The 25577-nt window shown below is 70.4% G+C and carries 22 protein-coding genes and 4 pseudogenes; 16 read left to right on the top strand and 10 right to left on the bottom strand.

Annotated elements, in window-relative coordinates:
* Positions 1 to 448: 448 nt before the first annotated feature.
* Entirely contained in the window at positions 449 to 871 is a 423-nt protein-coding gene (locus tag ACIPK4_RS31595; protein WP_402319018.1) for a TipAS antibiotic-recognition domain-containing protein, read from the top strand.
* A gap of 146 nt (positions 872 to 1017) precedes the next feature.
* On the opposite strand, the pseudogene ACIPK4_RS31590 reads toward ACIPK4_RS31595, so the two are convergent.
* Positions 1018 to 1217: pseudogene (locus ACIPK4_RS31590) on the bottom strand (transposase); the annotation flags it as partial.
* Positions 1218 to 1265: 48 nt separating this feature from the next.
* On the opposite strand from ACIPK4_RS31590, the pseudogene ACIPK4_RS31585 reads away from it, so the two are divergent.
* Positions 1266 to 2131 (top strand): annotated as a pseudogene (locus tag ACIPK4_RS31585) (IS5 family transposase).
* A gap of 158 nt (positions 2132 to 2289) precedes the next feature.
* On the opposite strand, the gene ACIPK4_RS31580 reads toward ACIPK4_RS31585, so the two are convergent.
* Entirely contained in the window at positions 2290 to 3450 is a 1161-nt protein-coding gene (locus ACIPK4_RS31580; RefSeq protein WP_402319062.1) for a pentapeptide repeat-containing protein, read from the bottom strand.
* Positions 3451 to 3764: 314 nt separating this feature from the next.
* Here ACIPK4_RS31580 and ACIPK4_RS31575 point away from each other — a divergent pair, with 314 nt between their 5' ends.
* Positions 3765 to 4109, top strand: coding sequence for a transposase family protein (locus ACIPK4_RS31575; RefSeq protein ID WP_402319016.1), 345 nt, complete (start codon positions 3765 to 3767; stop codon positions 4107 to 4109).
* A gap of 596 nt (positions 4110 to 4705) precedes the next feature.
* On the opposite strand, the gene ACIPK4_RS31570 is transcribed toward ACIPK4_RS31575, so the two are convergent.
* Positions 4706 to 5374 carry a TetR/AcrR family transcriptional regulator gene (locus ACIPK4_RS31570; protein WP_402319013.1) on the bottom strand — a complete coding sequence of 223 codons (669 nt, stop codon included), beginning with the start codon at positions 5372 to 5374 and terminating at the stop codon, positions 4706 to 4708.
* Between the two features lie 57 nt (positions 5375 to 5431).
* On the opposite strand from ACIPK4_RS31570, the gene ACIPK4_RS31565 reads away from it, so the two are divergent.
* The 4 genes and pseudogenes from ACIPK4_RS31565 to ACIPK4_RS31550 all read left to right on the top strand — a co-directional run bounded on the left by ACIPK4_RS31565 (position 5432) and on the right by ACIPK4_RS31550 (position 8592).
* The gene (locus ACIPK4_RS31565) at positions 5432 to 5926 is read left to right on the top strand and encodes an MFS transporter (RefSeq protein WP_402319011.1); all 495 of its coding nucleotides are present in this window, start codon (positions 5432 to 5434) and stop codon (positions 5924 to 5926) included.
* A 9-nt stretch (positions 5927 to 5935) separates the two neighbouring features.
* Positions 5936 to 6601 (top strand): annotated as a pseudogene (locus ACIPK4_RS31560) (MFS transporter); the annotation flags it as partial.
* Positions 6602 to 6872: 271 nt separating this feature from the next.
* Positions 6873 to 7277 carry a cupin gene (locus ACIPK4_RS31555; protein WP_402319008.1) on the top strand — a complete coding sequence of 135 codons (405 nt, stop codon included), beginning with the start codon at positions 6873 to 6875 and terminating at the stop codon, positions 7275 to 7277.
* A gap of 1069 nt (positions 7278 to 8346) precedes the next feature.
* Positions 8347 to 8592: a hypothetical protein gene (locus ACIPK4_RS31550; protein WP_402319007.1), complete on the top strand. Its 246-nt coding sequence runs from the start codon at positions 8347 to 8349 to the stop codon at positions 8590 to 8592.
* Between the two features lie 162 nt (positions 8593 to 8754).
* Here ACIPK4_RS31550 and ACIPK4_RS31545 read toward each other — a convergent pair whose 3' ends face one another.
* Both ACIPK4_RS31545 and ACIPK4_RS31540 read right to left on the bottom strand, forming a co-directional pair.
* The gene (locus ACIPK4_RS31545) at positions 8755 to 9339 is read right to left on the bottom strand and encodes a potassium channel family protein (protein ID WP_402319004.1); all 585 of its coding nucleotides are present in this window, start codon (positions 9337 to 9339) and stop codon (positions 8755 to 8757) included.
* Between the two features lie 648 nt (positions 9340 to 9987).
* Positions 9988 to 11223, bottom strand: coding sequence for a serine hydrolase domain-containing protein (locus ACIPK4_RS31540; protein ID WP_402319002.1), 1236 nt, complete (start codon positions 11221 to 11223; stop codon positions 9988 to 9990).
* Between the two features lie 270 nt (positions 11224 to 11493).
* On the opposite strand from ACIPK4_RS31540, the gene ACIPK4_RS31535 reads away from it, so the two are divergent.
* Positions 11494 to 11673, top strand: a complete 180-nt coding sequence (locus ACIPK4_RS31535; RefSeq protein ID WP_402318999.1) for a helix-turn-helix domain-containing protein — start codon at positions 11494 to 11496, stop codon at positions 11671 to 11673.
* A 724-nt stretch (positions 11674 to 12397) separates the two neighbouring features.
* On the opposite strand, the gene ACIPK4_RS31530 is transcribed toward ACIPK4_RS31535, so the two are convergent.
* Complete coding sequence (locus tag ACIPK4_RS31530; protein ID WP_402318998.1) at positions 12398 to 14689, bottom strand: MMPL family transporter; 2292 nt, start codon at positions 14687 to 14689, stop codon at positions 12398 to 12400.
* 175 nt (positions 14690 to 14864) lie between these two features.
* On the opposite strand from ACIPK4_RS31530, the gene ACIPK4_RS31525 reads away from it, so the two are divergent.
* Both ACIPK4_RS31525 and ACIPK4_RS31520 read left to right on the top strand, forming a co-directional pair.
* Positions 14865 to 16037 (top strand): sensor histidine kinase, encoded by a 1173-nt coding sequence (locus tag ACIPK4_RS31525; RefSeq protein ID WP_402318996.1) that lies wholly within the window; start codon positions 14865 to 14867, stop codon positions 16035 to 16037.
* A complete protein-coding gene (locus ACIPK4_RS31520; RefSeq protein ID WP_402318993.1) occupies positions 16012 to 16674 on the top strand; it encodes a response regulator in 663 nt (220 codons plus the stop codon). The genes ACIPK4_RS31525 and ACIPK4_RS31520 overlap by 26 nt, the downstream gene beginning before the upstream one ends.
* Positions 16675 to 16984: 310 nt before the next feature.
* On the opposite strand, the gene ACIPK4_RS31515 is transcribed toward ACIPK4_RS31520, so the two are convergent.
* Positions 16985 to 17419 (bottom strand): DUF2071 domain-containing protein, encoded by a 435-nt coding sequence (locus ACIPK4_RS31515; protein WP_402318991.1) that lies wholly within the window; start codon positions 17417 to 17419, stop codon positions 16985 to 16987.
* Between the two features lie 35 nt (positions 17420 to 17454).
* Here ACIPK4_RS31515 and ACIPK4_RS31510 point away from each other — a divergent pair.
* The 4 genes and pseudogenes from ACIPK4_RS31510 to ACIPK4_RS31495 all read left to right on the top strand — a co-directional run.
* Positions 17455 to 17727: pseudogene (locus ACIPK4_RS31510) on the top strand (FG-GAP repeat domain-containing protein); the annotation flags it as partial.
* Between the two features lie 350 nt (positions 17728 to 18077).
* Positions 18078 to 18374 (top strand): hypothetical protein, encoded by a 297-nt coding sequence (locus tag ACIPK4_RS31505; protein WP_402318988.1) that lies wholly within the window; start codon positions 18078 to 18080, stop codon positions 18372 to 18374.
* A gap of 700 nt (positions 18375 to 19074) precedes the next feature.
* On the top strand, positions 19075 to 19371 hold the full coding sequence (locus ACIPK4_RS31500; RefSeq protein ID WP_402318985.1) for a polysaccharide deacetylase family protein: 297 nt from the start codon (positions 19075 to 19077) through the stop codon (positions 19369 to 19371).
* 333 nt (positions 19372 to 19704) lie between these two features.
* Positions 19705 to 20139 carry an ester cyclase gene (locus ACIPK4_RS31495; protein WP_402318983.1) on the top strand — a complete coding sequence of 145 codons (435 nt, stop codon included), beginning with the start codon at positions 19705 to 19707 and terminating at the stop codon, positions 20137 to 20139.
* 1261 nt (positions 20140 to 21400) lie between these two features.
* On the opposite strand, the gene ACIPK4_RS31490 is transcribed toward ACIPK4_RS31495, so the two are convergent.
* Positions 21401 to 22873, bottom strand: coding sequence for an FAD-dependent monooxygenase (locus ACIPK4_RS31490; protein WP_402318980.1), 1473 nt, complete (start codon positions 22871 to 22873; stop codon positions 21401 to 21403).
* Positions 22874 to 22974: 101 nt separating this feature from the next.
* On the bottom strand, positions 22975 to 23367 hold the full coding sequence (locus ACIPK4_RS31485) for a nuclear transport factor 2 family protein (RefSeq protein ID WP_402318977.1): 393 nt from the start codon (positions 23365 to 23367) through the stop codon (positions 22975 to 22977).
* A gap of 387 nt (positions 23368 to 23754) precedes the next feature.
* On the opposite strand from ACIPK4_RS31485, the gene ACIPK4_RS31480 reads away from it, so the two are divergent.
* Positions 23755 to 24027, top strand: coding sequence for a hypothetical protein (locus tag ACIPK4_RS31480; protein ID WP_402319066.1), 273 nt, complete (start codon positions 23755 to 23757; stop codon positions 24025 to 24027).
* The gene (locus ACIPK4_RS31475; RefSeq protein ID WP_402319060.1) at positions 23967 to 24209 is read left to right on the top strand and encodes an IS3 family transposase; all 243 of its coding nucleotides are present in this window, start codon (positions 23967 to 23969) and stop codon (positions 24207 to 24209) included. Before ACIPK4_RS31480 ends, ACIPK4_RS31475 begins: the two co-directional genes overlap by 61 nt.
* Positions 24210 to 24329: 120 nt before the next feature.
* Here ACIPK4_RS31475 and ppk2 read toward each other — a convergent pair whose 3' ends face one another.
* Positions 24330 to 25379, bottom strand: coding sequence for a polyphosphate kinase 2 (ppk2, locus tag ACIPK4_RS31470; protein WP_402319058.1), 1050 nt, complete (start codon positions 25377 to 25379; stop codon positions 24330 to 24332).
* Positions 25380 to 25577 lie beyond the last annotated feature (198 nt).

Here is a 25577-nt window from a genome sequence, read left to right as displayed (position 1 = left end):
GGCCCGTCATCCTGTCGGAGGCCGGGTGGCGGACCCTGGCCCTCCTTTTCGCATCACGTCGGACCAGCGGGCGGCGTCGGGGTGCGGGGCAATGGCGACAGGTCAGCCGTTCGCGGAGAGGCAGAGAGTGGCACTGACGGCCGGTCGACGGGCCGTCATGGAACCGGACCCGGTGCCGGCCTAGTTCGTTCTGCCGAGCGAGGTCGTCGCGGGAATCCGGGCCGCGCGGTCGAGCGGCTGGACGCATCGCTCCGACGGCTCGCCGTTCGAGCTGCGACTTTTCGGCGCCGGCTGGCCGGCACGGAGCGCCGGAGGGTCCAGGAAATGGTTTGCAGACCCGGTGGCTGTGTGTCACGGTTCGGCCTGGACCGGCAGTTGATCTTCGACGGCGGGTCGATGTCGACATGTCGGCGGCCTCTTGGGGATCCACCGGAGAGGTGACGAAACGATGGGAATCGGTGCCGTGGGAAACAGTTACGAGGATGAGTGTCGCCGGGCGTTGGCCGAGGAGCAGGCGAAGAGCCTTGCCGAGACCAACGACTGGGAACATGTGGACAGGGAGCGGGTCCATCAGGACTGGGACGTCCTGTACCGGGAGATCACGGTTTTTCTGGACGGCGGCTCCCTGCCCGGAGACCAGCAGATCCAGGAGCTCGTCCGCAGGCACTTCGACATCGTCAGCCGCTTCTACACCCCCTCCAGGGAGGCATACGTCGGCATGTCACTCTTCTACGCCGAGGACGAGGCCATGAGGGCGTTCCACGATTCCTACCACCCGGGGATGGTGGAGTTCCTGGGCGCCGCGATCAAGGTGTTCGCCGAGCAGGGGAGCGGGTTCGCCCCCAGCGCAAGGGCCGAGGCTTCGGCGTAGTCGGGCGACACGGTCCAGGACATGCTTGGGCGGGTGCGCCCGGACGGGGATCCGGGCGCACCCGCCGAGGGGTGGGGCGGGGTTCCGGCCCAGGGGCTGCGACAGCCCCTGATTTGTCCCTTGACCTGTGCGCGGGGTCGCAAAGTCGTGGAGCGGATGCTCTTTCGGCCGGCAGGTCGTCCGGGTCCGCGGGGGTGGTTTCGGTGCCCCGGCCGGGCAGACGGCCTTGGCGCGGAAGTGTCGAAAATCGCGGCGGACACGTGCCGGGCCAGCCTGTCTGCGGAGACGGCCTCTCCCATGGGCTATGCCGGTTGGCTGCCAGCGGCCGGGCCGGTCGCAACCGCGTGCCCATCACCCGCCCTGCGCCGGCCCCCGCCCTGGGGGCGTATCACCTCTGTCGGCGGCACCACTCGCCGGAACAACACCCACAACTCATCCGGCACGCCAGCCGGTGCTTGCTGCCCGGCGGTTTGAGCGCCGTGGCAGGGCCCTTGATTTCGGCCGGCCGCCCGAGCACGACCTGCGCGACATCATGGATGCGATCTTGTACGTGGACCGCACCGGCGTGCAGTGGCGCTACCTTCCACATGACTTCCCGCACGGGAACATGGTCTACGGGTACTTCGTCAAATGGGCGGACGAGGGTGTGTTCGCCCAGCTCAACGGTCTGTTCAGGCAGTTGCTTCGGGAGAAGGAGGGGGGCGGCACGGCGAGCCGTCGGCCTGTGTGATCGACGCGCAGAGCGTCAAGACCTCCACGAGTGTTCCCGCCGCCGGCCAGGGCATCGATGCCGGGAAGAAGATCGTGGGCAGGAAGCGGAGCATCGTCACCGACACGCTCGGACTCCTTCTCGCCGTTCTGGTCACCGCGGCCAGCGTGCAGGATTCCATCGCCGGTACCCGGCTCCTGGACCAGGTCGCCGCCGAGCACCCCGGCATCCGCAAGGTGGGGGTCGACGGCGGCTACCGCCAGCACCTCGTCGAGCACGCCGCGAGCCTGGGCATCGACATGGAAATCTCCGCCCGCAAGTCCGGGACCAGGGGCTTCACCCCGATCCCGAAGCGGTGGGCGGTCGAGCGGACCTACGGCTGGCTCATGCTCCACCGGCGCCTGGACCGCGACTACGAAACCCTGCCCATCCGCTCCGAAGCCCTGGTCAACCTCGCCATGACCGACCTCATGGCCCGCCGCCTCACCGGCGAGAGCACCATCTCCTGGCGCGACCCGAAGAAGACCGCCAAACACCCCATTCCGGGATGAAACATCGGACGAAAGCGACCTCTTACGACCTTGGGAGCGATATCAGCTCCCGGATCTGCCTGGCGGCCTGCGGCTCTCCACGATCACGACGCCGCTGAGGAGGAGTGACGCCGGTCAGGCGGATCCCGGTCGCCGCAGTCTTGACCGGCGCGTCTTGGTCAGGAAGTGGACCTCAGCGGCGGTGCCTGCCATGTCATCCCGGGCGGCTGGAGTAGCGGTGAGGGCTCGGGGCCGGGGTCATCGGTTTCGACGACTCCGGCGGCCGTGTGGTCGAAGTCGGCGGGCCAGCGGGTGTGCTCACTGGCCAGGGCACCGGTCAGGCGTGCTTCGACAAGGTTGGCGGTGCTGAGGTCGGTGCCGCGCAAGTCGGCCATCCGGAGGTCGGCGCGGTGGAAGACCGCGCCGTGGGCGTTGGCCTTACGCAGATTTGTCTCCCGCAGGTCGGTCTCGGTGAAGTCGGCGTCACGCAAGTCGGTTTCGACTAACTTTGCGCCCCGTAGGTCGGCCAGAATGCAGCGAGCCCGGCGGAGAGTCGCAGTCGTGAGGTCGGCGTGCCGCAGGTTGACCGAGACCAGAGACGCCTGGGTCAGATTGGCGTGGTACAAGCCCGCCGCCTCCATGCAGGTGCGGTCGAAGTTGACCTCGGGGAACCACAGTCCGTCGCAGTCGGCCCGGCGCAAGTCGGTGATGCTGAGATTGACCCAGGACTGCTCCCGGTGCTGGCACAACACGCCGAGCGCGGTCAACGCCACCTGGGCATCGGCGGCGCGGGTCTCCAGGGGTGCGATGTCGTTGATGGGCACGTCTGCCGCCGGTGAGTCCGGCCCGGCGGGTGGCCAGGGCAGGTGCGTACGCAGATACGCGGCCTGGATGGAGATGATGGCCTCCCGGTCGCGAGCGGACTGCTCAGCGATCCGCCACAGCGCATGCAACCCGCCGATGCGCACATCCGGCTTGTCGCTGCCGAGCTGATCGACGGCCCGGCTGAAGCGGTCGGTGACGTAACCCTCCTGGGTGGCGCGCAAACCGTCCTGACTCACCCGCAATTGCCGCCAGGTGGCGTACGCGCCGAAGAGCACGACCAGGCCGCCGACCACCTGCACAAGCGTCGTACGGACATCGTTCACCGCCTTCAGCCGATCCTGCACGGCGACGCTCGCCCCCGCGAGATCGTGGTCGACCACCACCCCCGGCAGTACGACGACCACCGTGCCCAGAATGACCAACCCCGCCCCGGCCAGCAGACCTGCGGCTACACGACGCCTGACCAGCCCGTCGTGCCATGGCCAGCGCCCGCGGTCTGGTTCCCCCATCTCCATGGGCATGGGAGCCTAGACGCCGCCCAGAAGACGCTCAAGAGTGCCGTGTCACTGGCCCGAAACATGAGAACGGCCCTACGGGTTGAGTGAGTTATGAGGCATACCTGGGCCCGCGCGACTCCTGTTCCCAGCCTGCTCTGTCCGGCATCTCGCGCGCCACTTCGGCGAGTTGTTCGAAGACTCGCGCCTCGGCGGCAGGCCGCGCGGGAGTCGGCGCTGCACGAGTGGCGTGGCGGAGACCGGAGGCGGGCGGCCGGCGCCGGGCCCAAGCAGTGCCCGGTCTTCGTCGACCGGCGCCGATCACGCTGGCCCACGTGCGGCTCGGGATCCCCCACGCCGCGCTGGCTGAACTGTACGGAGTGGACCGCTCCACCGTATCCGGAGCGATCCGCGAGGTCCGGCCGCTGCTGGCGACCCGCGGTTTCGCAGTCCCCGACCGGCCGGGGGTGCGGTTGCGGACACGGGAGGACCTGTTCGCCTACGCCGATGCGGAGCGCGTCGACCTGCGCATCGACGGCACCGAAGTGCAGGTCCGCCGCCCCCGCGCCCACCGGCCCCGCCGCAAGGCGTTCGTCTCCGGCAACCCCTGCCGAGCCTGCCGCAAACGACCGGTGAATGCGGTGGTGAACTCTTTCCGGTCCAGCCTCAAGAACCGGTGAGTTTCCGGCGCTCAGGGCTGTGACCTGCAAGGGGAGGTTTCGCCGCGGCGGTGGCGCGTCACCGGTGATTTCACCGCTCGAAGCGTTGCCGTCCTACCGGGACCTCCTCCACATCGAACGGGCAGCCGGCAACACCGCCGCCATCCGCAAGACCATCACGCGCCTACAACAGATGGCCCGCACCTTGTCCTCCTTGCCGAACAGCCCCAACTGCGACCGCAGCTCTCGCGAGCCCACCCAGGTCCTCGGTGGCTCTTCCCTGGCATGGTCCCGGGCAAGCCGATCTCGACGCACGGCATGACCCAGGAACTCAACCGGCACGGCATCCTGGTTCGCACCGCGCGCAACGGGGCGCTGGCCCGCCCTCGCTGCTGATCTCCCCAGCCCGATCCTCGCCGACGTGACCGGGATGCACCGCCACACCGCGCTCCGCTGGGTCGCCTATGCCAAACGCGACTGGGCCGAACACCTCGCCACCCGCGCCGAGGACATCACCAGCGGAAGATCGCAGCAATCATGAGATCGGCTTCGTGAGGATCCGGGGCGGAGGCGTTGGCGCCGGATCGGCGCTGGAGAATATGAACTGAATGAGCAGGTCAACGGGGGGCCAGGAGGCCGTCTACCAACGCTCGGAGCCCGTCCAGGTAGGTGTCCTCGGCGGTCAGCGGTGACCAGTGGTCCGCGACCTGTGCCAAGCGAGGTAGCTCGCCAGGGTCGAGATCGGCGAAGACCCGCTCCCGGTAGGTGGGACGGTCGTCGTCTGTGCGCCTGCGGGCCGCTGTCATCCGGACCACGATCTCTCCGGCGGTGTAGTACCAGATCGCGCGGTATCCGTGTACGGCCCGCTCGGGGGGCAGGCCGCATGCGACCAGGCCGTCGACGATCTGCTCGACGAACCAGAGAGCGGCTGTGGCCATCAGGTCGTCGGCGGTCAGCACCTCCACGATCCACGGACAGGCCGCGAGCGCCTCGTGGATCGTGGCAGCGGCGACGACGATCCGCTCGCGAGGCTGGGCGGGCAGTTCGGGTCGGTGCAGTGTCCGCGCGGCGTAGTCGTCCAGCAACAGGACGAGCAGTTCCTCCTTGTTGCGGACGTGGTGGTACAGCGCCATCGGCGTACTACCGATCTCCGTGGCCAGCCGCCGCATCGTCAGCCGGTCCACACCTTCCGCGTCCACGATCCGACGGGCCGTTCTGACGACCTCCTCACGGGAGATGCGGGGAGGTCGGCCGATGGTTTTGCGCGGTGCGGACGGTTGCGGCATGCCCTCATCATCCCTCAGGTGTCGACAACGTCGATCCCCTGACGCTACTTTCTATACATGTATAAAAACTTGCGAAGGCGGCCCGGAGTGGTGCTGGCAGCCGTGGCCGTCGCCCAGTTCGCCGTCGCCCTGGACTTATCCGTGGTCAACGTCGCCCTGCCCGCAATCCGCACCGCGCTGGGGTTCGCACCGCTCGACCTGTCGTGGGTCGTGCACGTCTACGCGCTTACACTCGGCGGATTCCTGCTGCTGGGAGGCCGCGCATGCGACCTCTACGGCCGACGACGGCTGTTCGTGCTCGGCTTGGCCGTCTTCGGGGTGTGCTCACTGGCGGGCGGGCTCGCCCAGGCCCCCTGGCAACTGATCGCCGCCCGCGCCGGCCAGGGCCTGGGAGCGGCCGCGGCCACCCCGGCCACGCTGGCGATGCTCACCACGACCTTCCCCGAGGGCCCGCAGCGCGTGCGCGCGCTCGGGGTGTGGAGCGGGGTGAACGCCGCAGGCGGAGCACTGGGCGTGCTCGCGGGTGGACTGCTGACCGAGTACGCAGGCTGACGCTGGGTGATGCTGATCAATCTGCCCATCGTCGCAGTGGCTCTCGCGCTGGTCCACGCAGGCATGCCCGCCGAAGCACGCCCCGCCCGACGCGAGAGGTTGGACGTGCTCGGTGCCGTCCTGGCCACCGGCGGAGTCGGGCTGCTGGTGACCGCTGTCGTGCGCACCGACGCCCAAGGATGGAACTCCCCGGCCACATGGACGATGCTCGTCGCCGCGGCCATGCTCCTGGCCACTTTCTTCGTCACCGAATCCCGGTCTTCCGCACCGCTGTTGCGCCTCGGCCTGCTGCGCAGCCGCTGGGTCGCCGGCGCCAACGTGCTGGTCTTCTTCTCCACAGCCGGGCAGTTCGCGGCGTTCTACTTCGTGTCCCTGTACATGCAACAGGTTCTGGGCATGGGGGCCGCAGCAACCGGTGCCGCGTTCCTGCCCTTCTCCGTAAGTCTGGTCGCGGGCACCCTCGTCGCGACCCGCGTCACCGCGGCACGCACCCCCCGTGCGGCCCTGGTGCCCGGCGCCCTGCTGGCCGCGGCGGGCCTGGCCTGGTTCGCCTTCATCAGCCCCGACGGCGGCTTCCTCACGGACGTGCTCGGCCCCTGCATCATCATTGGCATCGGCGTCGGACTGGTCATCGCCCCGATCGTCGCCGCCGCAACCACAGGCGTCGCCCCCCACGAGGCCGGCATGGCCTCCGGCCTGATGAACAGCTCCCGCCAACTCGGCGGCTCCATCGGCCTGGCCGCCCTGGCCACCATCGCCGCACACCGCACCGGCACGGCAACCGACCCCACCGCGATCAACGACGGCTACGCCCTAGGCCTTGCCATCGCCGCCACCCTTTTCGTTCTCGCGGCGGTCGTGGCGATCGGCGTGCTGCCCCGCCGCCAGGCCGAAATGCCCCGCAACCCACCACCACCGCAGAGAATCGACTGGAAGGAACGCCGTCATGACGACAACACCCCTCTCGCCCATCGACCTGTTCGCCTCAGCACTGCACATCCACCCCCACGGCGATGTCCGAGCCGCCCAACGGCAGATGGCGAACAGCAACTCCGGCGCCTGGCAGCTCGCGATGTTCCACGTGGAGACCGACGCCGACGTTCACGCCGACCACTGGGAGATGCACCCGCAGGCCGACGAGGCGGTGTGCTGCCTGACCGGCGGTGTCCGCCTCTACTTCCGTCCCGCCAGGCCCGACGACACCGAGGACATGGTGCAGTTGCAGCCCGGCACGGCTGTGATCGTCCCCCCTGGCCGCTGGCACCGCCTGGAGCTCGACGCCCCCAGCGACCTGATGTCGATCACCCTCCGCCACGGCACCCGCCTCGAAAAACGTACCGACACTCGCTGACAGCAGGTGGCCCGGTCAACCCTGCCGCCGGGCCACCCTGCGGCAACTGTTCCGGGGAAGGCCGTCGCCGCAGGATGCCTCCTCGTTGATTCGCCCTGGGATCCGTCCGACCCGGGTAGAGCCCAGGACCCTGGGCGTCACATCCTCAGTGTCACCCTTCGAGGCGAGCGATCTCAGGGAATAGTGCACAGTCGGAATAACATTCTCCCGCCAGTAGTCCTGAACCTGCGCGCCGGGTGCTGCCCCGAACCCGCCGCCGACGGTATCCCAGCCCGTCACCTGATCCGCTCGCGCCACTTCAAGAACGTCACTGACCCCGACGGTCACCACCTGTCTGCTGGCGAGGTCCGCCACCACTCCGGCCACCACAGCGGGGCGTTGAAGTCCGGCGGTCTGAATATTGGCCCGCCGCCCCGGTGGCCTGGTCGCACTCGCCATCCAGTACAGCCACACACGCACCGTCCTGGACGCCCGCGCCTCCAGCCGCTATGGCGCCCGCAGCCGCGGCGGCATCCACACCGTCCTCGACGTCGAAACCGCTCTGGCCGCCGCCGACACCGCCGCCCGCCTCCGAGACCGGCTCGCCGCCGGCGAACCCCTCTCAGGACCGGCCGCCCGCCGCGCCTTCACCGCCGCCGCCCAAGCCCCCACGCTTCGAGAGCCGCATTGTCCCGCGCACCTTCCTACACAAGGCCCGCGCTTGCCTCGCCCGCGACGGCATCGTGCTCTACGACAACCCCGAGGCCCTGTTGATCTGCGCCTTCAGACACGACGTGGCCATGTGCGAACCCGACCCCGGCGCCACCACACCCCGCCAGTACGACTGCCGCCCCGCCTGCGCGAACCGTCCGGACTGCTGACAGCCACGCCCTCCTGCTCCGCGAACGCGCCGGCGAACTCGAACAGCTCGCGGACCGCCTGCCCCCAACTCCTCGCCCGCCGCCTGCGGACCAACGCCGCCCGCCTAAGCGCCACTGCTGACACCCTGTACGCTCTCGCGCCCAACCCGCTGGTGCTGGCAGCGGTCGCAGCCGCGGAGTCGTTGGGGGCTCCGGTATATGCGGTGGCCATGACCACCCACCAGCTGGCCATCACCCCTGATGAGCTGCGGGGCCGGGCGACGAGCGCAGTCTCCACGCTCACCACGGGAGCCTTGTCGATCGGCACGCTTGCAGGCGGCGCGCTGATCAACACGCTGGGTGCCAAGCCGCTTGTCTGGCTCTGCGGAGTATGGCTGCTCATCCTGGCCCTCCTCACCACGGTCAACTGGGCTGTGCGGCAGGCGCCGCCAGCGGGTGCGCTTTCCCAGCAGTAGGCCAGCAGCACGGCCGAGACTGCCCACACGCCCGGCTGGTACCCGGGCTGCCCCCGGCGCCGGGGCGCCGGCCAGGGCGGGGTGGGCCGGAGGCCGCGGGGTCCGGCGGCCGCTTCGGTCGGACAGGTTCTGGCCGTGGCTGGCAGTCTTCATCCGCTCGGCTCACCTTGCGCCGCCCCCCGCCTGGTAGTCACCGGTGGTCCGCATGCGCTCTCGGCCGCGGTGGGCCGCATCGACAATGGCCTTGATGACCAGGCCGAAGACGATCAGGTCCATAAGCATCTGCGCCGTGACTGCCAGCTGGGCTGTCCCCGACTTGGCCGTGATGTCGCCGAACCCGACGGTGGTGAACACGGTCACAGCGAAGTAGAGCCCGGCGGTGTGTGACAGGTGCCTGCCGAAGCTGCCAGGAGACTGCGCGGCCATGGCGACGTAGCCGGCCGCGACCAGCAACAGGAAGAACGGAATGCTGACGGCCAGCGCCTCGACGGCCCGCAGCGCCGGGTACCGGGAGCGGAGGATGGAACGCACCTGGAGGGCAACCAAGACGATGAACCCCACGAGACCTGAGAGCAGGATGGCGACGGCAGTACCCTCCGAGGAGTGGTCCAGGGGCCCGACGTAGTACAAGGTCACCAGCGTGGCGACCGAAACCAGTACACGCAATGCGGTCCACACGAGCCGGGCGAACAGACGACGCCGTGCTCCCTGGTGGCCTTGGAGAACCCCGCCGGCGCCGCTAGTCACGATGCCCGCCCCCGCCCGAGGGATGCGGCTCGCAAGCACACGTCGAGGTCGTGCCGCATCATGGCGCTTGCCACGCTCAAGATGATCACCGGCCCGACCCCACAGGCGGACGGCGACAGGGACGACATCTGGCGAACGGGCCCAAACTCGTGGTCGGAGCCATAACCCTTCCAGAGGAGACAGCGTGGGAGACCAGCACCGCGTCGGTCCGGCGCACGCCGCTCGCGACGATTCGTGGGAGCACTCTGGCCGACCGAATCGTGCGACCAGCAGAACCGCATCGTGAACCAGCAGAAGCCGATGGACAAGCAGGCAGGACCGAGTCGACCCCGATGCCACGGCCGCTGACACCCGGGCGAGCTGAACATTCCCACGCGCCAGTCCGCCGTGGGCCGGACGACAGGGAGCAGCGCGACGTCCTCCGCGGCGACGGCAGCGAACCGGTGTCTGGCCGGGGAGAGCGTGGGGCCGCCGGCGGCAGTGGGCGCGGCGGGCAGCAGCAGCGATGACGCGAGCGCCAGGCAGGCGGCAGGGAGCACAGTGCGCGGTAAGCGGAGCCTCTTGGTGATCACGGCCCGAGTCCAGGAAATCCGCAGGTCGGTTGCAACAGGGGCGATCGGCCCTACGGCCCGACGGTCACCGGGCGTCCTACGGCTTCGGCGACGCGGGCGGCGCGGGCGACGCGGACGGCTCCGGGAGCGCATTGGGCTGGGCCTCTTTCGGGAGGGACCAGACGTGCTTCGGTGTCACGATCTTAGTGATCCTGTTGGCGATGAGGGAACTCAGGTTGCCGAACTTGCCGTCGACGTCGGAGTTCACGACGATCACCAGGGTGGCGCGGTCCTGCGGGAGGCGGACGGCGATGGTCTCGTAGCCGGGTAGCTCGCCGTTGTGGCCGACCCAGCCGGCGAAGTCGGCGATGCCGAGCCCGTAGCCGAGCCCGGGGTGCCCGGTGGGCAGCATGCGCAGCCGCTGGGCCTGGGTGGCGGGTTTCAGCAGTCGGTCGCCGTCCGGCAGCCGCCCGCTGACCACGGTCGGAACCCAGGTGTGCAGGTCCTCGATGGTGGAGATCATCGCACCGGCCGACCAGCCCCAGGACGGGTTCCAGCCGGAGGCGTCGACGGTCGCGCCGTCGGGGGTGAAGTTCGTGTAGCCGTGCACGTACGGGCCGGTGATCTCGGCGCCGGTCGGCAGCGAGGTCGCGCCCATGCCGACCGGTGCGAAGACGTGCTGCTGCAGGTAGGTGTGCAGGGGCTGTCCGCTGATCTTCTCGACGAGCAGGCCGAGCAGGACTGTGTTGGTGTTGGAATACTCCCAGCGTGCCCCCGGCGGGAACTTCGCCGGGTGCCGGAAGGCTATGTCCAGCAGCTGCCGCGGGGTCCAGGCCCGGTACGGGTCGGCCTTGAAGACGGCCAGCCAGCGCGGGTCCTCGGTGTAGTTGTAGAGGCCGCTGCGCATATCGGCGAGCTGCCGGACGGTGATGTGGTCGCCGCCGGGGACCCCGTCGAGGTACGTCGAGATCGGCGCATCGAGCCGTACCTTCCCGTCGTCGACGAGCTGGAGGACGCCGGTGACGGTGAATGTCTTGGTGACGCTGCCGATGCGGGTGTGCATGTCGGTCTTGATGGGGGTGCCGGTGGTCTTGTCGGAGGTGCCGAAGGCGCGTACGTAGTCGTCGTCGCCGTCGATCCACAGGCCGACGCCCACACCGGGGATGCCGGCCTCGCGCATGGCCGCGGTGATCTCGTGGTCGAGCTTCTCGGCGATCACGTCATCGATGCCGACCCGGCCCGGCGGGGCGGCGGCGGGGGCCTGGCCCGCGCACAACGCGGCCAGCAGGAGGGAGGCGGCGGCCACGATGGTGGGCGTTCGGTACCGGCCCATGCAGGATCACCTCTGATGCACGTCTTCGGCGGTCTCCCAATCCCCGAGCCGACCTTCCCATCGTAGAAAGCCGGATCCGGCACGGCGACCGGGGCCGCTGGGGCGGCCGGGCCGCGTCAGGCGCGGGGGGACGCAGAAGCAGCGCCGCGACCGACTCGACCCGGGCCAGCTCGCCGCCCTCGTCGCGGTGCCCTGCAGGCCTGCCGGCCAGGACAGCGTCACCCGTAGGCCGCCCGCCCCCGAACGGAACCGCTCGGCCGGTATGCCGGTATGCCGGTATGCCGGTATGCCGGTTGTACAAGGTATCCGCAGGGCGGGGGCCCAACGTCGGAGCGTCAGGCTTTCGGGGAAGGCCTCCGTCTGGAGGCGGCTGATCTCTTTGCCGAAGGTGTGCCCAATGCCGCGGTCGCGAAGCGATTACGGGTCAGCGAACGGTCGGTGCACCGCTAGCGCAAGGCCTGGCGCGACGGCAGCCGAAGAGCCTCCGTTCAAAAGGGGCCATGTGCCGACCGAGATCCGCCCCGGCAGTCCAGTTGGGGGTGGCTGGAAGGTGGGCGTCACGTATTGGTATTGAGGAAGCCATGGCCACAGTGCCCCACCAGCATGCCCGGGAGACGAGGGCGGTGACGCCTCCCCACACCAGAAGTCGGGGGCTCACCGGGTCGGCGGCGACTTCGAGGCGGCGGCCCAGGAGTCCGGCCTGGAGGCCGTTGACCGTCAGGATGGCCGCGAGTCCGAGCTTGATGGGTGTCAGGGATGACGTCACGTCGGGGTGGAGTCAGCCCGCTGACGACGAGACCGCCGAGGCCGGCCCAGATGGGCACGTTCAGACGAGACGTCGCCCCGAGGGCCTCGGTGATCGTGCACCGTCCGGTCGCCCAGAGCAGCCCGTAGTAGTCGGCGGACAGTACGGCCCCGAAGCCCAGCACGAGGGCGGCGAGGTGCGCAAAGAGCGCGGCCGTGCGCATCGTCGCACCAACAGCAGGTGAGGAGGCCTTCGCCGGCGGCTGCCTCCGCGTAGGTGTTGACGATTGACTCGATGTCTGCCGCCGCACCGTCGGTCACACGCCCGGATCCCGCCCCACCGCGTGACGCGAGTCCAGGACTCCTGTTCGTCGCGTGGACACCCCGAACAGCGGCGTCAGTTGGAGCGGGAGCCGGACAGGGAGTTGGGTCAACTCTCGACCAGCCGTGGACGAGAAGCCTCGCCCGTGGATTTCGCGTCGGTGTCGTCGGCAGTGTCGATGCCGACCTGGCCTCGGGGAAGCAGCCGGTCCAGCCACGTGGGCAGCCACCAGTTGGCCCGGCCGAGGAGTGTCATGGTCGCCGGTACCAGCACCATACGTACGACCGTGGCGTCGATGAAGATCGCGGTGGCCAGGCCGAGCCCGAACATTTTGGCGGAGGGGTCCTCGGCGACGGCGAAGGACAGGAAGACCGCCACCATGATGAGGGCGGCCGACGTGATGATCCGGGCGGTGCCGGAGATGCCCTCCACGATCGCCGTGCTGTTGTCGCCGGTGCGCACGTACTCCTCACGGACGCGTGCGAGGAGGAACACCTCGTAGTCCATCGAGAGGCCGAACAGGATGGCGAAGAGGAACATCGGGATGAACGACACGACCGGAACCGTCGCTTCCAGTCCGATGAGCGCGCCTCCCCAGCCCCACTGGAAGACCGCGACCATGATGCCGTAGGCCGCGCCGATGCTCAGCAGGTTCAGCAGCACCGCCTTGAGCGGTACGACGACCGAGCGGAAGACCGGCGTCAGGAGAAGGAACGAGAGCGCCAGCACGGCGGCGATGAACACCGGCAAGCGCTGGCTGGTGCGTTGGCCCACGTCGGACAGGCTCGCGGCGGCGCCGCCGACGTGGGCCCTGGCCGGGCCCTCCCCGATCGCCGTGGGCAGCACCTCGGTGCGCAGCCGGGCGATGGTGTCGGCCGTGGCCTTGTCCTGAGGGCTGGTGGTCGGGAACACCACGAGGGTCGCGATGCCGGTGGCCCGGTCGATGTGTGTCGGCGCGACGGATGCGATGCCCGGATCCGCCGCGACCGCGGTGACGAGACGGTCCACCACTCCCCGATCGCCGGAGGGGTCCGCGGCGATGACGAGGGGACCGTTGGTGCCCGGGCCTAACCCCTCGGCGACGAGGTCGTAGGCGCGGCGTTCAGTACGGCTCTGCGGCAGTGAGCCGTCGTCGGGCAGACCGACGCGCAGGCCGAGCACGGGCAGCGCCGCCGTCAGCAGCAGCCCCGCCGCGCCGACCGCGTACAGCACCGGGTGCCGGCTGACATGGCCGATCCAGCGCCCCCACCCAGCGGCGGAGGCGGCGCCCGCCGTCGTGTTCCGCCGTCGGTCGATTCGGCCCGACCGCCTGACCCGAAGAGCCCGGACGATCCGGCCGGCCTGGCCCAGCCGCGGGCCGGCCGCGCCGAGGAAGGCCGGCAGTAGCGTCACCGACGCGAGCACCATGGTCAGGACGACGATCGAGACTGCCAGGCCGCCCACCGTCATGAACGGCACGTTCGCGACCGCCATGCCGAGCATCGATACGACGACGGTGCCGCCGGCGAAGACCACGGGCCGCCCAGCCGTGGCCACCGCCCGTCCGGCCGCCTCGTGTGGATCGAGCCCGCGCGCGAGGTGCTCCCGGTGTCTGGCGAGCACGAACAGCGCGTAGTCGATGCCCACTCCGAGCCCGACCATGCTGCCCAGGACCGGTGCGAAGGTGGGGACGTCCGTCACCCCCGCCAGTACCGTCATCGTGGCGACGCCGACGGTCAGCCCGAAGACCGCCATGCCGATCGGGAGCGCGGCGGCGACGAGCGAACCGAACGCCAGGAACAGAATCGCGGCGGCGGCAAGGATCCCGATCAACTCGCTTGCGCCGCCGTCGGGGTCGGAGAAGGCGTAGAAGAGGCTCCCGCCCATCTCGATCCGCAGGGGCAGCTCGGCGCGCAGCCGGTCGCCGAGATCGACGAGGGCGTCGAGGTCCTCGGCCGACAGTCGGCTCTGGTCGGGGTACTGCACCCGGACTACTGCGATCCGTCCGTCGGCCGAGACGAGTCCGCCGCGCACGGCGGTGTCCCGGCCTGCGTCGAGTGCCCGCGCCGGGTCGCTCGTGCCGAGCACGCGCGGCAGCCGCTTCACCTCGGTCTGCAGCCGCGTGAGAGCGATGCGCGCACTGTCGCTGTCGCTGTCGCTGTCGAAGAAGGTCGCACCGCCGTCGCGGGGGGTGACGACGACCTGGGCGGTCATCCCCTCCTGACCCGTGCCGGCCCGCTCGATCAGTTCCGCGGCCCGTTGGGAGTCCAGTCCCGGGGCGGTCATCGAGTCCGCGGTCCGCCCGCCGAAGGCGAGGGCGGCGAGGACGGCAAGCATGGCGGCGAGCAGCCATGCCGCGATCACCCGCCAGGGATGGCGGGCGGCACTTGTGCCCAGGCGCAACAGGGCTTTCGAGAGCATCGGGTCCTCCAACCACCTCGGCGGCCGTCCTTGTACGGCCGCCAATGCCGAGGCTCGTCGCCACGGCGCTCTGCGGCATCGGCTCGCGGGCCGCGGATCCGTCGGCCTCAAGTCGGAGTGACGCCCCGTCCTTTCGGCCGATGCGCGGCACTGCCCGGCCCCTAGGCTGGGAACCGTGCTGCGAGACGACCTGCGAACCCTGTGGACCGAGCCCCGGCCGCCCGACACACCCGCCCGGGTGCGGAGGGACTGGGTGCTGCTCGCCGCGGGCCTGGGCGCCGTGGTGGCGGAGGCCACCTTGCGCGAGGACGTCGTGTGGCGGCCGGTGGCGGTTCTGTTCGCCGCATGGCTGTGCCTGCTGCCCCTGTGGCGCCGGACCCGCCCGCTGGCGATGGTCACGCTGGGGTTCGGCTCGGTGATCCTGCTCCAGATGGCTTCGCTCGTCGCCGCGCCGCGCGAGTCCGTCGGCCTGCACACCGACGCCGTCGTGCTCGTGCTGGTGTACGCGCTGCCCCGGTGGGGATCGGGACGGGAGATCGTACTGGGCAGCGCGGTGATCCTCGCGGCCTTCGCGTTGTGTGCCGTCACGGACGAGACCCCGGCCGTCGAACAGTCCGCGGGCCTTGTCTTCCTGCTGCTGCCCGGCTTGATCGGGGCTGTCGTGCGGTTCCGGGTGGCCGCTCGCGAGCGGGAGTGGGAGCAGGTACGCTCCCGCGAGCGTGAGCAGCTCGCCCGGGAACTTCACGACACGGTGGCCCACCACGTCTCGGCCATAGTGATCCGCGCCCAGGCGGGCCGGGTGCTCGCGGGCACCGAGCCGTCCGCCGCCGTCGAGGCGCTGGAGGAGGTCGAGGAGGAAGGGGCGCGCACGCTCGAGGAAATGCGAGCCATGGTCGCCGCGCTGCGCGACCGCGGGGTCGGCGCCGAGCTGGCGCCACCTGCCGGCGTGGCGGACCTGGAGCGCCTGGTGCGCGCGCCGGGTGGCCGTCTCAGGATCGACCTGGGGCTCGACGGCGAGCTGGACGCGCTGGCCCCGGCCGTGGACGCGGCCGTCTACCGCATCGTGCAGGAGTCGGTGACCAACGCGATGCGCCATGCGGTCAGTGCGACCGAGGTCGTCGTCCGGGTGACCGCGGAACGGCGTACGGTACGGGTGAGTGTGCGCGACAACGGTCAACGCACCGGTCGAGGTCGCGACGGATACGGACTTGCCGGACTGCGCGAGCGCGCGGCTCTGCTCGGCGGCACACTACGAGCCGGCCCAGGCGCCGACGAGGGCTGGCATGTCGAAGCCGAGCTGCCGAGAGCGAGGAGGGAGAGCGATGGCCATTCGCGTCCTCATCGCTGACGACCAGACCATCATCCGCACCGGGCTGCGCATCATGCTGAACGCCCAGCCCGGCATCGAGGTGGTCGGCGAGGCCGCCGACGGGCGGCAGGCGGTACGCCTAGCCCGCGAACTGCGCCCCGACGTCTGCCTGTTCGACATCCGTATGCCCGTACTCGACGGGCTCGGGGCCACCCGGCTGATCGCCGGCCCGGGCGTCGCCGACCCGCTGGCCGTGGTCGTCATCACCACGTTCGACCTCGACGAGTACGTCTACGGCGCACTGCGTGCCGGCGCCCGAGGATTCCTCCTCAAGGACACGGGACCGGACCTTCTGGCGCAGGCCGTACGGTCGGCGTCCGACGGTGAGGCGCTCATCGCGCCCAGCGTCACCGTCCGGCTGCTCCAGGCTTTCTCGGACCTGCCCGCCGGCAGGCCCGCGGCCCAGCCGCTCTCCCCCGTCACCGCCCGCGAGGAGCAGGTGCTCCTCGCCGTCGCTCGCGGTCTGACCAACACCGAGATCGCCGATGCGCTGCACATCAGCCTCAGCACGGTGAAGACACATCTGGCCAGCCTGATGGCGAAACTCGGCGCCCGCAATCGGGTCGAGATCGCGATGTGGGCCTACGAGACGCGCCGTATCCTCCCCGGAACCTGAGCCGGGGCGCCGGGCGCCGGGCCATGAGCCCCCGCCCGGACTACGCAGCGCGGCGGTCACGCGGCCGTCACCGGCCTCCGCTGCACCGAGATCGCGGGTCCAGCCGACCGGACTAACGGAATTGCGGCCGGCTCGCGGAACGACGAGGACCTTGCCCCGGATCCAGCCGGCCTGGCTGAGGCGGTGAACATCGACGAGTCGGCCCGTGGGCGTGCTGAGCCGATGCCGAGGGTGAGCACGCGGGCGTCACGAGTTCCACGAGCGCCCGCAGGTCCGCGACGTCGTTGCGGGCGACCATGTGCGTCGCGGCTCACCCCGGCGTCGCGGGGCGGCTCGACCGGGGTGGCGATCGACACGATCCGCCCGGCCGCACTAGGGGCACCAGGGCCCCGGCGTGCTTTCCGCTCGACCGCTCGGGGTCCCCCGTCAGCGCCTGGCCGCCGTCCACACTGCCGGTGGGCTCCTCCCCGCGGGCTGCTGCTGCGCCCACTCGGATGCGCTCATCGGTGCGCACTTCGAGCTCGTAGCGTGGTCCTCGCCGCCCCGCCGACCCGCGTAGTGGCGCGTGCCGCCGTGCTGCTCCGCCATGAGGTGCCCCAGGGAGTACGGAATCCCCAGCAGCCGCGCGGTGAGCATGGCCGGGTGGGTGACTGACCTCAAGGGCGAGGAACCACAGGCCGCTCGGTCCGCCGCGACGCCGTACGTAGGTGCGCAGGTTTGTCTCGGGGAAAGTCTCCCAGGGCATCGGCACTCCCAGGATCTGGGTGCGCGACCCTCTTCCTCGCCGACACCACCGGCGACGGCAACCCGGACATCGTCGGCTTCGGCGACGAGGGGGTCTGGGTGTCACACAGCCTCGGCGACGGCCGGTTCGAACAGGCACAGCTGGTATGCCGCGGGTTCGGGTACAACGACGACGCGGGCGCCTGGCGGGCCGACCGCCACCCCCGCTTCCTCGCCGACATCACCGGCGACGGGCGACTCGACATCGGGGGCTTCGGAGGCCACGGCGTCTACGTAGCCCGGAACCTCTACCGCCTCTTCAGGACCCGGTATCCCCACCGAGCCTCCACCGTCGCCTCACAGCGATATCAGATCGGCCCGTGCTCATGCAGGTTCCGCGGTGCGATGGTGGCAGGGTAACCGTCTTGGCCACTGCGGCGGCCTTAGATGATGGGACGGTATCCCTGGTCGTCTTCGCTCTGTCGGCACTAACGCACCGCCCGTTGGTGCTGCGTCGACCTCGCCCTGGTCAAGGACCCCGGGCCAGGAGCTTGCGGGACAGCTCGCCAACAGCAGGTGAGCCGGTTCCAGTTCGAGGCCGCTTCGAACGGGCGCCGGCCTGACGAGTTGGGCGAGCAGCGGGGGACGTCCGCCCCGTCGCCTACGGGATGAAAGCGGATGTGACGCTGCCGTCCCGGCTTCTGCCGGAACCGCTCGGAGCGGGCCTCAGCTGCGCGCAGGCCCGGGAAACCGCCCGCGCCGTCCTGGCCGGCCTTGATCTGCTTGCCGCGGGCGTGGACGGACGCGCTGACCGTGGTGACCGAGATGTTCTCCAACGCCAGCCGCCCGCCGGCGGCGCCACCGCCTTCCAGATCACCGCCCGGGCCGGCATCGTCACCGTCGAGGTCCGCGCCCGCTCCACCGCCCCGCCCCGGATCAAGCCCTGGGCCCCGGATGAACCCCGCGGCTTCGGCTGACAGCTGGTCAATCAGCTCGCCACCACCGCCGTCCGCATCCACCACGATGGCAGAACCGTTACGGCAACGCCCATCACCACCCAGACCGGCCGCCCCTGATCTCACCGGCGCTCAGCCGGTCTCCCACGGAACGCCACCTACCAGCCCCGCTCCGCGCGCCCGCGCCCACTGCTGCGCAGCGGGACCGACCGGTCCCGCGGCCGGGGCGGAGGGTCATCGGGTGTGGCGGTGCCGCCCGTGCTTCTGGTGTTCACTGGTCGTCAGCAGCACGAGGGCCAGTCCGAGAGGCAGCAGGAAAAGCAGTAACAGAGTCATGCAACGCGTGTGCCCACTCGGGAGCGGTCGACACGGGGTGAATCGGGTGCCTGATGGCATTCCCCGGGGCCCGGGACCACCATCCGTAGGCTCCTGAGACGCATGATCCTCGACAATGTGATGATCCTCGGTTTGCGGTCCGCTCTCCTCGCGTGCGAGTCCCCCTCGGCCTCCCCCTCCCGACGGGAGCGACGGGAGCCCGTCGTCCTGCGCAGCGCGCCGGACGCGGGGCCGGACGTGCGCCGCGTACGGCCTCGGGCCTCGCCGCCGCCCTCGCGCGGCTCGAACAGGGCGAGCGCCCCGGTCAGCTTCGAGCAGGCGGTGCAGCTGGGCTGGCAGCGGCCCCGCCAAAGCCAGCAGGCGCGTTTTGCGCAGGCGGATCAGGGTGTTCAGGAACGACACCGCCGACCACGAGATCGGGCTGCACACCTTCACCCACACCGATCTCGCCACTGCCACGCCCCGGCGCACCCGCCTGGAACCCGCCGCCAGCCGCGCCGTCCTCGTCGGGGCCACCGGCAGCACCACCACGCTCCTGCGCCCGCCCTACTCCTCCACACCGGACGCCGTCTCCAACCGGGACTGGCGTAGTCCTGCTGCACGACGGCAGCGGCGGCCGATCCCGCACCGTCGCGGCCCTGGGCGACTCATCGACACGCAGCCCGGGGCCGAGAGCGGCTGACAGCGGAACGAAGACGCATCTGGAGTGACTTTCTACTGGTGGGAATACTGACAGGGCGATCTGTGCCCCCTCAGCCCCAGCCCAGCCACCGCTCACGCCTATGAGGGTCAGCGAAACGATCCCTCATACACCCGAACGGACTCCCTCTCCCATCGAGGCGGCGGCGCCCGCGCGTGCGTGCTGCCACATCGCCAAGCGCAGCCTGTGTATGGCTGCTTCCGGGTGATCGCACCCGGAAGCCCGCGTGGCGCAGGTGCCGCCACGTGACCGTACGGGTCATGCTTCCGGTCCTGCATGCCGTCTGGCCATACGAAAATCACGTAGGGGAGCCCCGTGTCGACTGAAGAGAACAAGAGGTTGGTTCGCCGCTTCTACGCGGAGATCGACAAGGGCAACGTAGAGGCCATGGACGAACTCGTGGCCGAGGATTACCAGGACCACTCACCGCCTCCGTTTCCCGGGCTCGGATCCGGCCGCGAGGGGCTCAAGCAGGCGTTTCGTCTCTTCTGGGAGGCCACTCCGGGGAGCCATGAGATCGAAGACCAGATCGCGGAAGGCGACAAGGTCGTGACCCGGCTGACGGCCCGTGGGGTCCATGAGGGGGACCTTCCCGGTATTCCCGCCACAGGGAACCAGCTCACGATGACGGCGACGGTAATTCACCGTATCGAAAACGGCAGGCTGGCGGAGAAGTGGTCGGACAAGGATGTTCTCGGCTTTCTCCAGCAGCTCGGCGTCATTCCGGCGCACGGCGGTATGCCGGAATAGAACGGGGCGCCACCACGGAATTGCAGCCTCGGCACGCCACCCCGGGCAGGGGGGTGCCCAGGGACTGCGGGCCGATCCGTCCGGGACACGGGACATCGGCGTGGATGCGGGCCCGCACCACCGACTTTCCGGTTTCGCCGCGTACGCACTCGACATCCTCGCGTCGCAGGGATCGAGGTCATGGTCGCCCGCGAGCGCGCCGGCTCCGCGTGTCCCCCGCATCCGGGGCGCCCTCCCTGTCAAGGCACCCCGGACCCGCTCACAGCCCGTCGGTCCCCGCGTGCGAGCCGTGGGGCGCCATACCAGCGCTCCTCTCCCCACGGTCAGCCCGATCGACAACACTCCTCGCCCCGGCCGCGAGCCCGCGACTGGGCCGCCACCTCCTGGATGCCGACGAGGGCTTTGCTCGCGTGCTCTGTTCAACGGGGCGTGGGTGAACTCCACGTCGGTGCCCCAGCAGCCAGCCGCAGCATCCAGTAGCAGGTCCCGCTCCATCTCGTCGACCGCGAGGCCCTAGCGGAGTTTCGCCATTCGGCGCCTTACCGGTGCGGCGCGTGCGGCGTCGGGGGAAGCCGCTCCGACGGGTCTGGTGCGCCTTCGACGGGTTCTGCCGGCCCCCACCCGGCAGGCGGCGGCCAGGCTGCTGGCCGCCCGGGCCCGGGAGTCCGCCTTCGACCGGTTCGAACGTGCCGTCACCGCCATCGGCGGCGTCGGCTGGCCTTGGTCGTTCGCGCGTACGCCTCACGCCGCTGTGCGGTCCACGAACTGGCGCCCGAATCCCACGGATCGGCGAGCGGCACCATGTGGTCGATATCTCCGAGGCTGTGGAGTATCCGGAGATCGGGCCAACCCCCAGGACGCCGCGAACCGTACGCCGGTCCACGGGTGTCCGGGGCCCGCGACGGCCAAGTACTCGACGACCTGCCGGGAGGCATCCGCACGCAGCGGTACCGTGCGGCACCGACGTCAGAGTGTTGCGCGCCGAGGTCGAGCGCCCTGGCCACGGTCTCCAGCTGCTCCTCCAGGGAGGAGCTGGTCAGGTCGAAGTGCAGCCGGTTTTGTCCGGCCTTCTACGCCGGGGAGGGACGGAAGCTGAGGCGGTGGCCGGCGTCATTCCCGGACAGCAGGGCGACGCCGCGTCGGCGAACCTCGCCGTCTGGGCCGCGGGATGTGTATCCCCCTTGGAGGGGGCGGAGCACGCCGATCCAGCCTGATCCGTGAGAGAGGGCCGCGGAGTAGGCCGGGGGCTCACGAGCGGCGTTCAGCGGCACAGGGTGCGCAGGATGGTGAGGCAGTCCGCGGCCCGGCGCTGCGCGTCGGTGTCGGTGCTGGCCCAGGCGATCCGGGCATCCGGCCGGATGAGAACGGCGGTGACGTCCCGCCAGATGGCATGGGATGCCTCGGCGTTGACGGATACCGTCCGCTGCTCCAGGCCATCCGCGGGGCACGGTGTCCGCGTCCTGCCGAGGTCCAGCAGTAGTGGTCGGCCGTGGTGCATCAACGCGTGGACGGTGGGTACGCCGGCCGTGTCCAGGGAGAGGCCGGCCAGTCGGGTGCCGTTCAGCGGGTGCCCGCCGGGTGTGGTGCCGAAGGGGAGCGGGTCGTCGAATCCGGCGATCCGGCGGGCCCACTGACGGTTGGTCCGCGGTTCGGTGAGCGCGGCGGACCAGACCTCGCGCAGCGCGATCTGCTCCGGGCTCGCCGCCGAGAACAGGGCGAGCTGCGCGCGGGTGTTGTCGATGACGGCGCGGGCGGCCGGCCGGCGCTCCGTGTCATAGCTGTCGAGTAGTCCGTCGGGCGCCCGGCCCTGGAGGGTGGCGGCCAGCTTCCAGCCCAGATTGGTGGCGTCCTGGATGCCGAGGTTCATGCCCTGTCCACCGGCCGGGAAGAACATGTGCGCCGCGTCCCCGGCCACCAGCACCCGTCCGGCCCGGTACCGCGCGGCCTGGCGGGTGGCGTTGCCGTAGCGCGAGAGCCATCGGGGGTTGCGGATGCCCAGGTCCCGTCCCAGCAGCGCGCGGGTCTGCTCGCGCACCTCCTCCAGGGTCAGCGGATCCCCGGTGCCGTGGTGCATGGTGGCCGTGGAGAGGCCCGCCAGTCGGTGGACGCCGTCGCCGATCGGGGCCGCCAGGAGCGAACCGACCGGCCCTGTGGCGGCGAGCGGCGCGGTGGGCGGATCGTCGAGCTCGACGTCGGCGAGCCACCCGGTCAGGGTGGTGTCCTGACCGGGGAAGTCGATGCCGGCCGCTTGGCGCACCGCGCTGCGGGTGCCGTCGCAGCCCACCACCCAGCGGGCCCGCACGGTCCGGTGGGTGCCGCCGGCCCGGATCACCGCCTCGACGGCGTCCGGTCCCTGGGCGAGCGAGACGACCTCCTCCCCGCGCAGCACCCGGGCGCCCACGGCGACCGCGTGCTCCTCCAAGAGCTGTTCGGTGACGGACTGGCCGAGTGCCAGCATGAAGGGGTGCACCGCCCCGACTGCGGAGAAGTCCAGCCGGGTGGTCGCTGCGCCGAAGTGGCCTGTCGGCACTGGGGTGCCGCGTTCTATGAACCGTTCCGCGAGGCCGCGGGTGGCAAAGGTGTCCAGCGTGCCGGCTTGCATGCCGACCGCGCGCGACCGTCCGTCCGGTGCCGCCCGGCGTTCCACGACGGTCACCTCCACCCCGTACAGGCGCAACTCCGCGGCGAGCCAGAGCCCCACCGGGCCGGCCCCGGCGACGAGCACGTCGAGCACGACAACCACTTCCTCTCACTTTTCGGATGATGCGCCATGACGGTGGCGCGCCGATGCGCTGGGACCGGGGCGGCCTCGGGGCACCAGGTGGGCGATGTGGCTCAGCGGGCGCTGCCGAGGTTTCGGTCGGCGTCGGCGCCCTTGAGCATGAGGGTGGTCTCCTCGATGCGGCGGAAGCGTCCGTCGGGGGCGAACTCGCCGAAGAGGTAGACCTCCATGCGGACGGTGGAGCCGTCGGTCTTGATGATCTCCATCGTGTGGCGGTCGGCGTAGCGGTCGCCGGAGAAGAGCTCGTCGTGCACCTCGACCGAGCCGTCGGCGACGACCGTGCGCAGGTGGGCGATGTGGGCGAGGAACTCGGTGCGATTCGCCCAGCTTCCGTCGGTGCGCTGGCGGTAGTCGGGGGCGAAGTGCCGGTCGGCGGCCTCGTCGAGGTCCAGCCCGGGGGTGAGGAGCAGGTCGGTGAGGGCGGTGCGGGCGTCGGTGCGGTTCATGGGGATTCCTTCGGTTGGGTGCGGGGTGGCCCGCCGTGCATCGGTTGGAGATGCGTGCCTGAAGCACGCTTATTACCGTACAGGAAAAGCGTGCGCTGCGCACGCTAATCTGGAGGTGTGAGCAACTCGACGGGACATGGCATCGCCTATGCGCTGGGCCTGCTCCTGCAGCGGAGCACTCGCGCCCGCCTCTGGACCCAGCTGACCGAGGGGCTGAGGGGGGCAGTCGACGGCCTCACTTACCCGACCTTCTGCGGCCTGGCCGGACCGGGGCGCGCAGCGCCGCCGACCTGGGCCGTGAGATCGGACTGGACCGCACCACCGCGACTCGCCGCGCCGACCGGGCGACCACACGCCCCGGCGGGCGCAGCGCCCGAAGCAGATGAAGTGAAGACCCACCGCTGGGACTTCGCCTCCGCCCACGCCGAGACCTTCGGCGTCCAGCGGATAGGCCGGGTCCGTGGGGTCTCGCGGTCGGGCTTCTACCGGTGGATCGCCGGCGCCAATGCCCGCGCCGAGCGGCAGGCCGCCGGGGACGCCCTGGTCACGGAGATCCGCGAGGCCCACACCGAGCACAAGGGTGCCTACGGGGCCGCCGTATCCACGCCGAGCTGCGCGGTTTCGGGCACACGGTCAACCGCAAGCGCGTCGAGCGACTGATGGGCAAGCATCGGCTCGAGGGTCGGCTGCTCACGCAGCCCGTTGATCCCCGCGTGCGGGCCGTGGGGCGCTGCACCAGCGCTCGTCTCCCCGCGGTCGCCACTACACCCCTCGGCCCGGTCGCGAGCTTGGCGCGCAGACCCGCCGCGGGCTCGCGACCGGGGCCCCCACCTCCTAAATGATCACCCTGCCGTCGGCTGGCGACTCGGCCCGACGGCGACCCGGACTCCACTCGACACTGATCGAATGGCTGTCCTGATCCAAGTGGAAGCGGTGCTTGTGAGCACGCACGCCGCAGCCTTCTACTCGCGCTGCTTGCGAGCCTCATCCGGAAAGCGCCCTTCGGTGAGGGTGCGGTCCTGTGGAGGGCCGGGTTGCGGGGCGGGGTGGTGACCGGGGCCGCCGGTCAGGTCTGCCAAGGGCGTGGGTGAAAGGTCGGCGGGGTCCTCACCGGCCTCGAGGAGGGTGTCTGCCGTCCCCACGATCAAGGGATCCGGGCGGCCGACCGCCGCCTCATCCTTGCTGGCGTAGTCGATACGCCACAGCAGGCTGCGCATCGCCTCGAGACGGGCCCGCCTTTTGTCGTTGCTCTTCACCACGGTCCAGGGAGCCTGGACCGTGTCGGTGGCACGGAACATCTCCACTTTGGCCGCGGTGTAGGCATCCCACCGGTCCAGCGAGGCCAGGTCCGTGGGCGAGAGCTTCCACTGCCGCACCGGGTCGACCTGGCGAATCGCGAAGCGGGTGCGCTGCTCGGCGCGGGAGACGGAGAACCAGAACTTGACCAGCAAGATGCCGTCCTCGACGAGCATGGCCTCAAAGGTCGGACACTGGGCGAGGAACTGCTCGTACTGCGCGTCGGTGCAGAAGCCCATGACTTTCTCCACGCCGGCCCGGTTGTACCAGGAGCGGTCGAAGAAGACGATCTCCCCGGGGCCGGGGAGGTGAGCGATGTAGCGCTGGAAGTACCACTGCCCGGCCTCCCGCTCGCTCGGCTTGTCCAGGGCCACGATACGGGCTCCGCGGGGGTTGAGGCGTTCGGTGAAACGCTGGATGGTGCCGCCCTTGCCGGCCGCGTCCCGACCCTCGCAGATCACCACCACCCGCGCTCCGGTGCCCTTGACCCAGCGCTGCAACTTCAACAGCTCGATCTGCAGGATCCGCTTCGCCCGCTCGTACTCGGCCCTGCCGAGCTTGCGGTCGTAGGGATAGTTCTCCCGCCAGGTGCGAATCGGCTTGCCGGACCCGTCCAGCAGCACGGGCTGCTCCGGCCGACTTGCATCCACACTCAAGCCCGCGAGCAGCCCTTCCTCGGGCTCCGGCCCGTGCCGGCCCTTCACACTCACGCCCAGCGCATACCCCGCCCCCCGAGGCACTACCGTCACAGTGAGATTTCGACTCGACGCCAGGCAGAATGTTGGGGCGTCCCACGGGATTCGGCGTCCGTGTTTGCACGCGGTCGGCGAAGGGGCGGCGGCAGAGCCACGACGCCTCCCCCGCAGGCACCGTCCCAGCGACCGCACCACCGTCAACGGGGCGCACTTCTCCGC

This window comes from Streptomyces sp. NPDC086989 (assembly GCF_044745505.1).
Lineage (GTDB): Bacteria > Actinomycetota > Actinomycetes > Streptomycetales > Streptomycetaceae > Streptomyces.
The sequence above is the reverse complement of the archived record's forward strand: the minus strand, read 5'-3'. Positions and strand labels throughout refer to the sequence as shown.

What these genes read in the sequence shown, in the direction of transcription:
- ACIPK4_RS31595 (WP_402319018.1), top strand. Translation starts at nt 449, where the DNA reads ATGGGAATCGGTGCCGTGGGAAACAGTTACGAGGATGAGTGTCGCCGG.
- ACIPK4_RS31580 (WP_402319062.1), bottom strand. Translation starts at nt 3,450, where the DNA reads ATGGAGATGGGGGAACCAGACCGCGGGCGCTGGCCATGGCACGACGGG.
- ACIPK4_RS31570 (WP_402319013.1), bottom strand. Translation starts at nt 5,374, where the DNA reads ATGCCGCAACCGTCCGCACCGCGCAAAACCATCGGCCGACCTCCCCGC.
- ACIPK4_RS31565 (WP_402319011.1), top strand. Translation starts at nt 5,432, where the DNA reads ATGTATAAAAACTTGCGAAGGCGGCCCGGAGTGGTGCTGGCAGCCGTG.
- ACIPK4_RS31555 (WP_402319008.1), top strand. Translation starts at nt 6,873, where the DNA reads ATGACGACAACACCCCTCTCGCCCATCGACCTGTTCGCCTCAGCACTG.
- ACIPK4_RS31550 (WP_402319007.1), top strand. Translation starts at nt 8,347, where the DNA reads ATGACCACCCACCAGCTGGCCATCACCCCTGATGAGCTGCGGGGCCGG.
- ACIPK4_RS31540 (WP_402319002.1), bottom strand. Translation starts at nt 11,223, where the DNA reads ATGGGCCGGTACCGAACGCCCACCATCGTGGCCGCCGCCTCCCTCCTG.
- ACIPK4_RS31535 (WP_402318999.1), top strand. Translation starts at nt 11,494, where the DNA reads ATGCCGGTATGCCGGTATGCCGGTTGTACAAGGTATCCGCAGGGCGGG.
- ACIPK4_RS31530 (WP_402318998.1), bottom strand. Translation starts at nt 14,689, where the DNA reads ATGCTCTCGAAAGCCCTGTTGCGCCTGGGCACAAGTGCCGCCCGCCAT.
- ACIPK4_RS31520 (WP_402318993.1), top strand. Translation starts at nt 16,012, where the DNA reads ATGGCCATTCGCGTCCTCATCGCTGACGACCAGACCATCATCCGCACC.
- ACIPK4_RS31515 (WP_402318991.1), bottom strand. Translation starts at nt 17,419, where the DNA reads ATGCCCTGGGAGACTTTCCCCGAGACAAACCTGCGCACCTACGTACGG.
- ACIPK4_RS31485 (WP_402318977.1), bottom strand. Translation starts at nt 23,367, where the DNA reads ATGAACCGCACCGACGCCCGCACCGCCCTCACCGACCTGCTCCTCACC.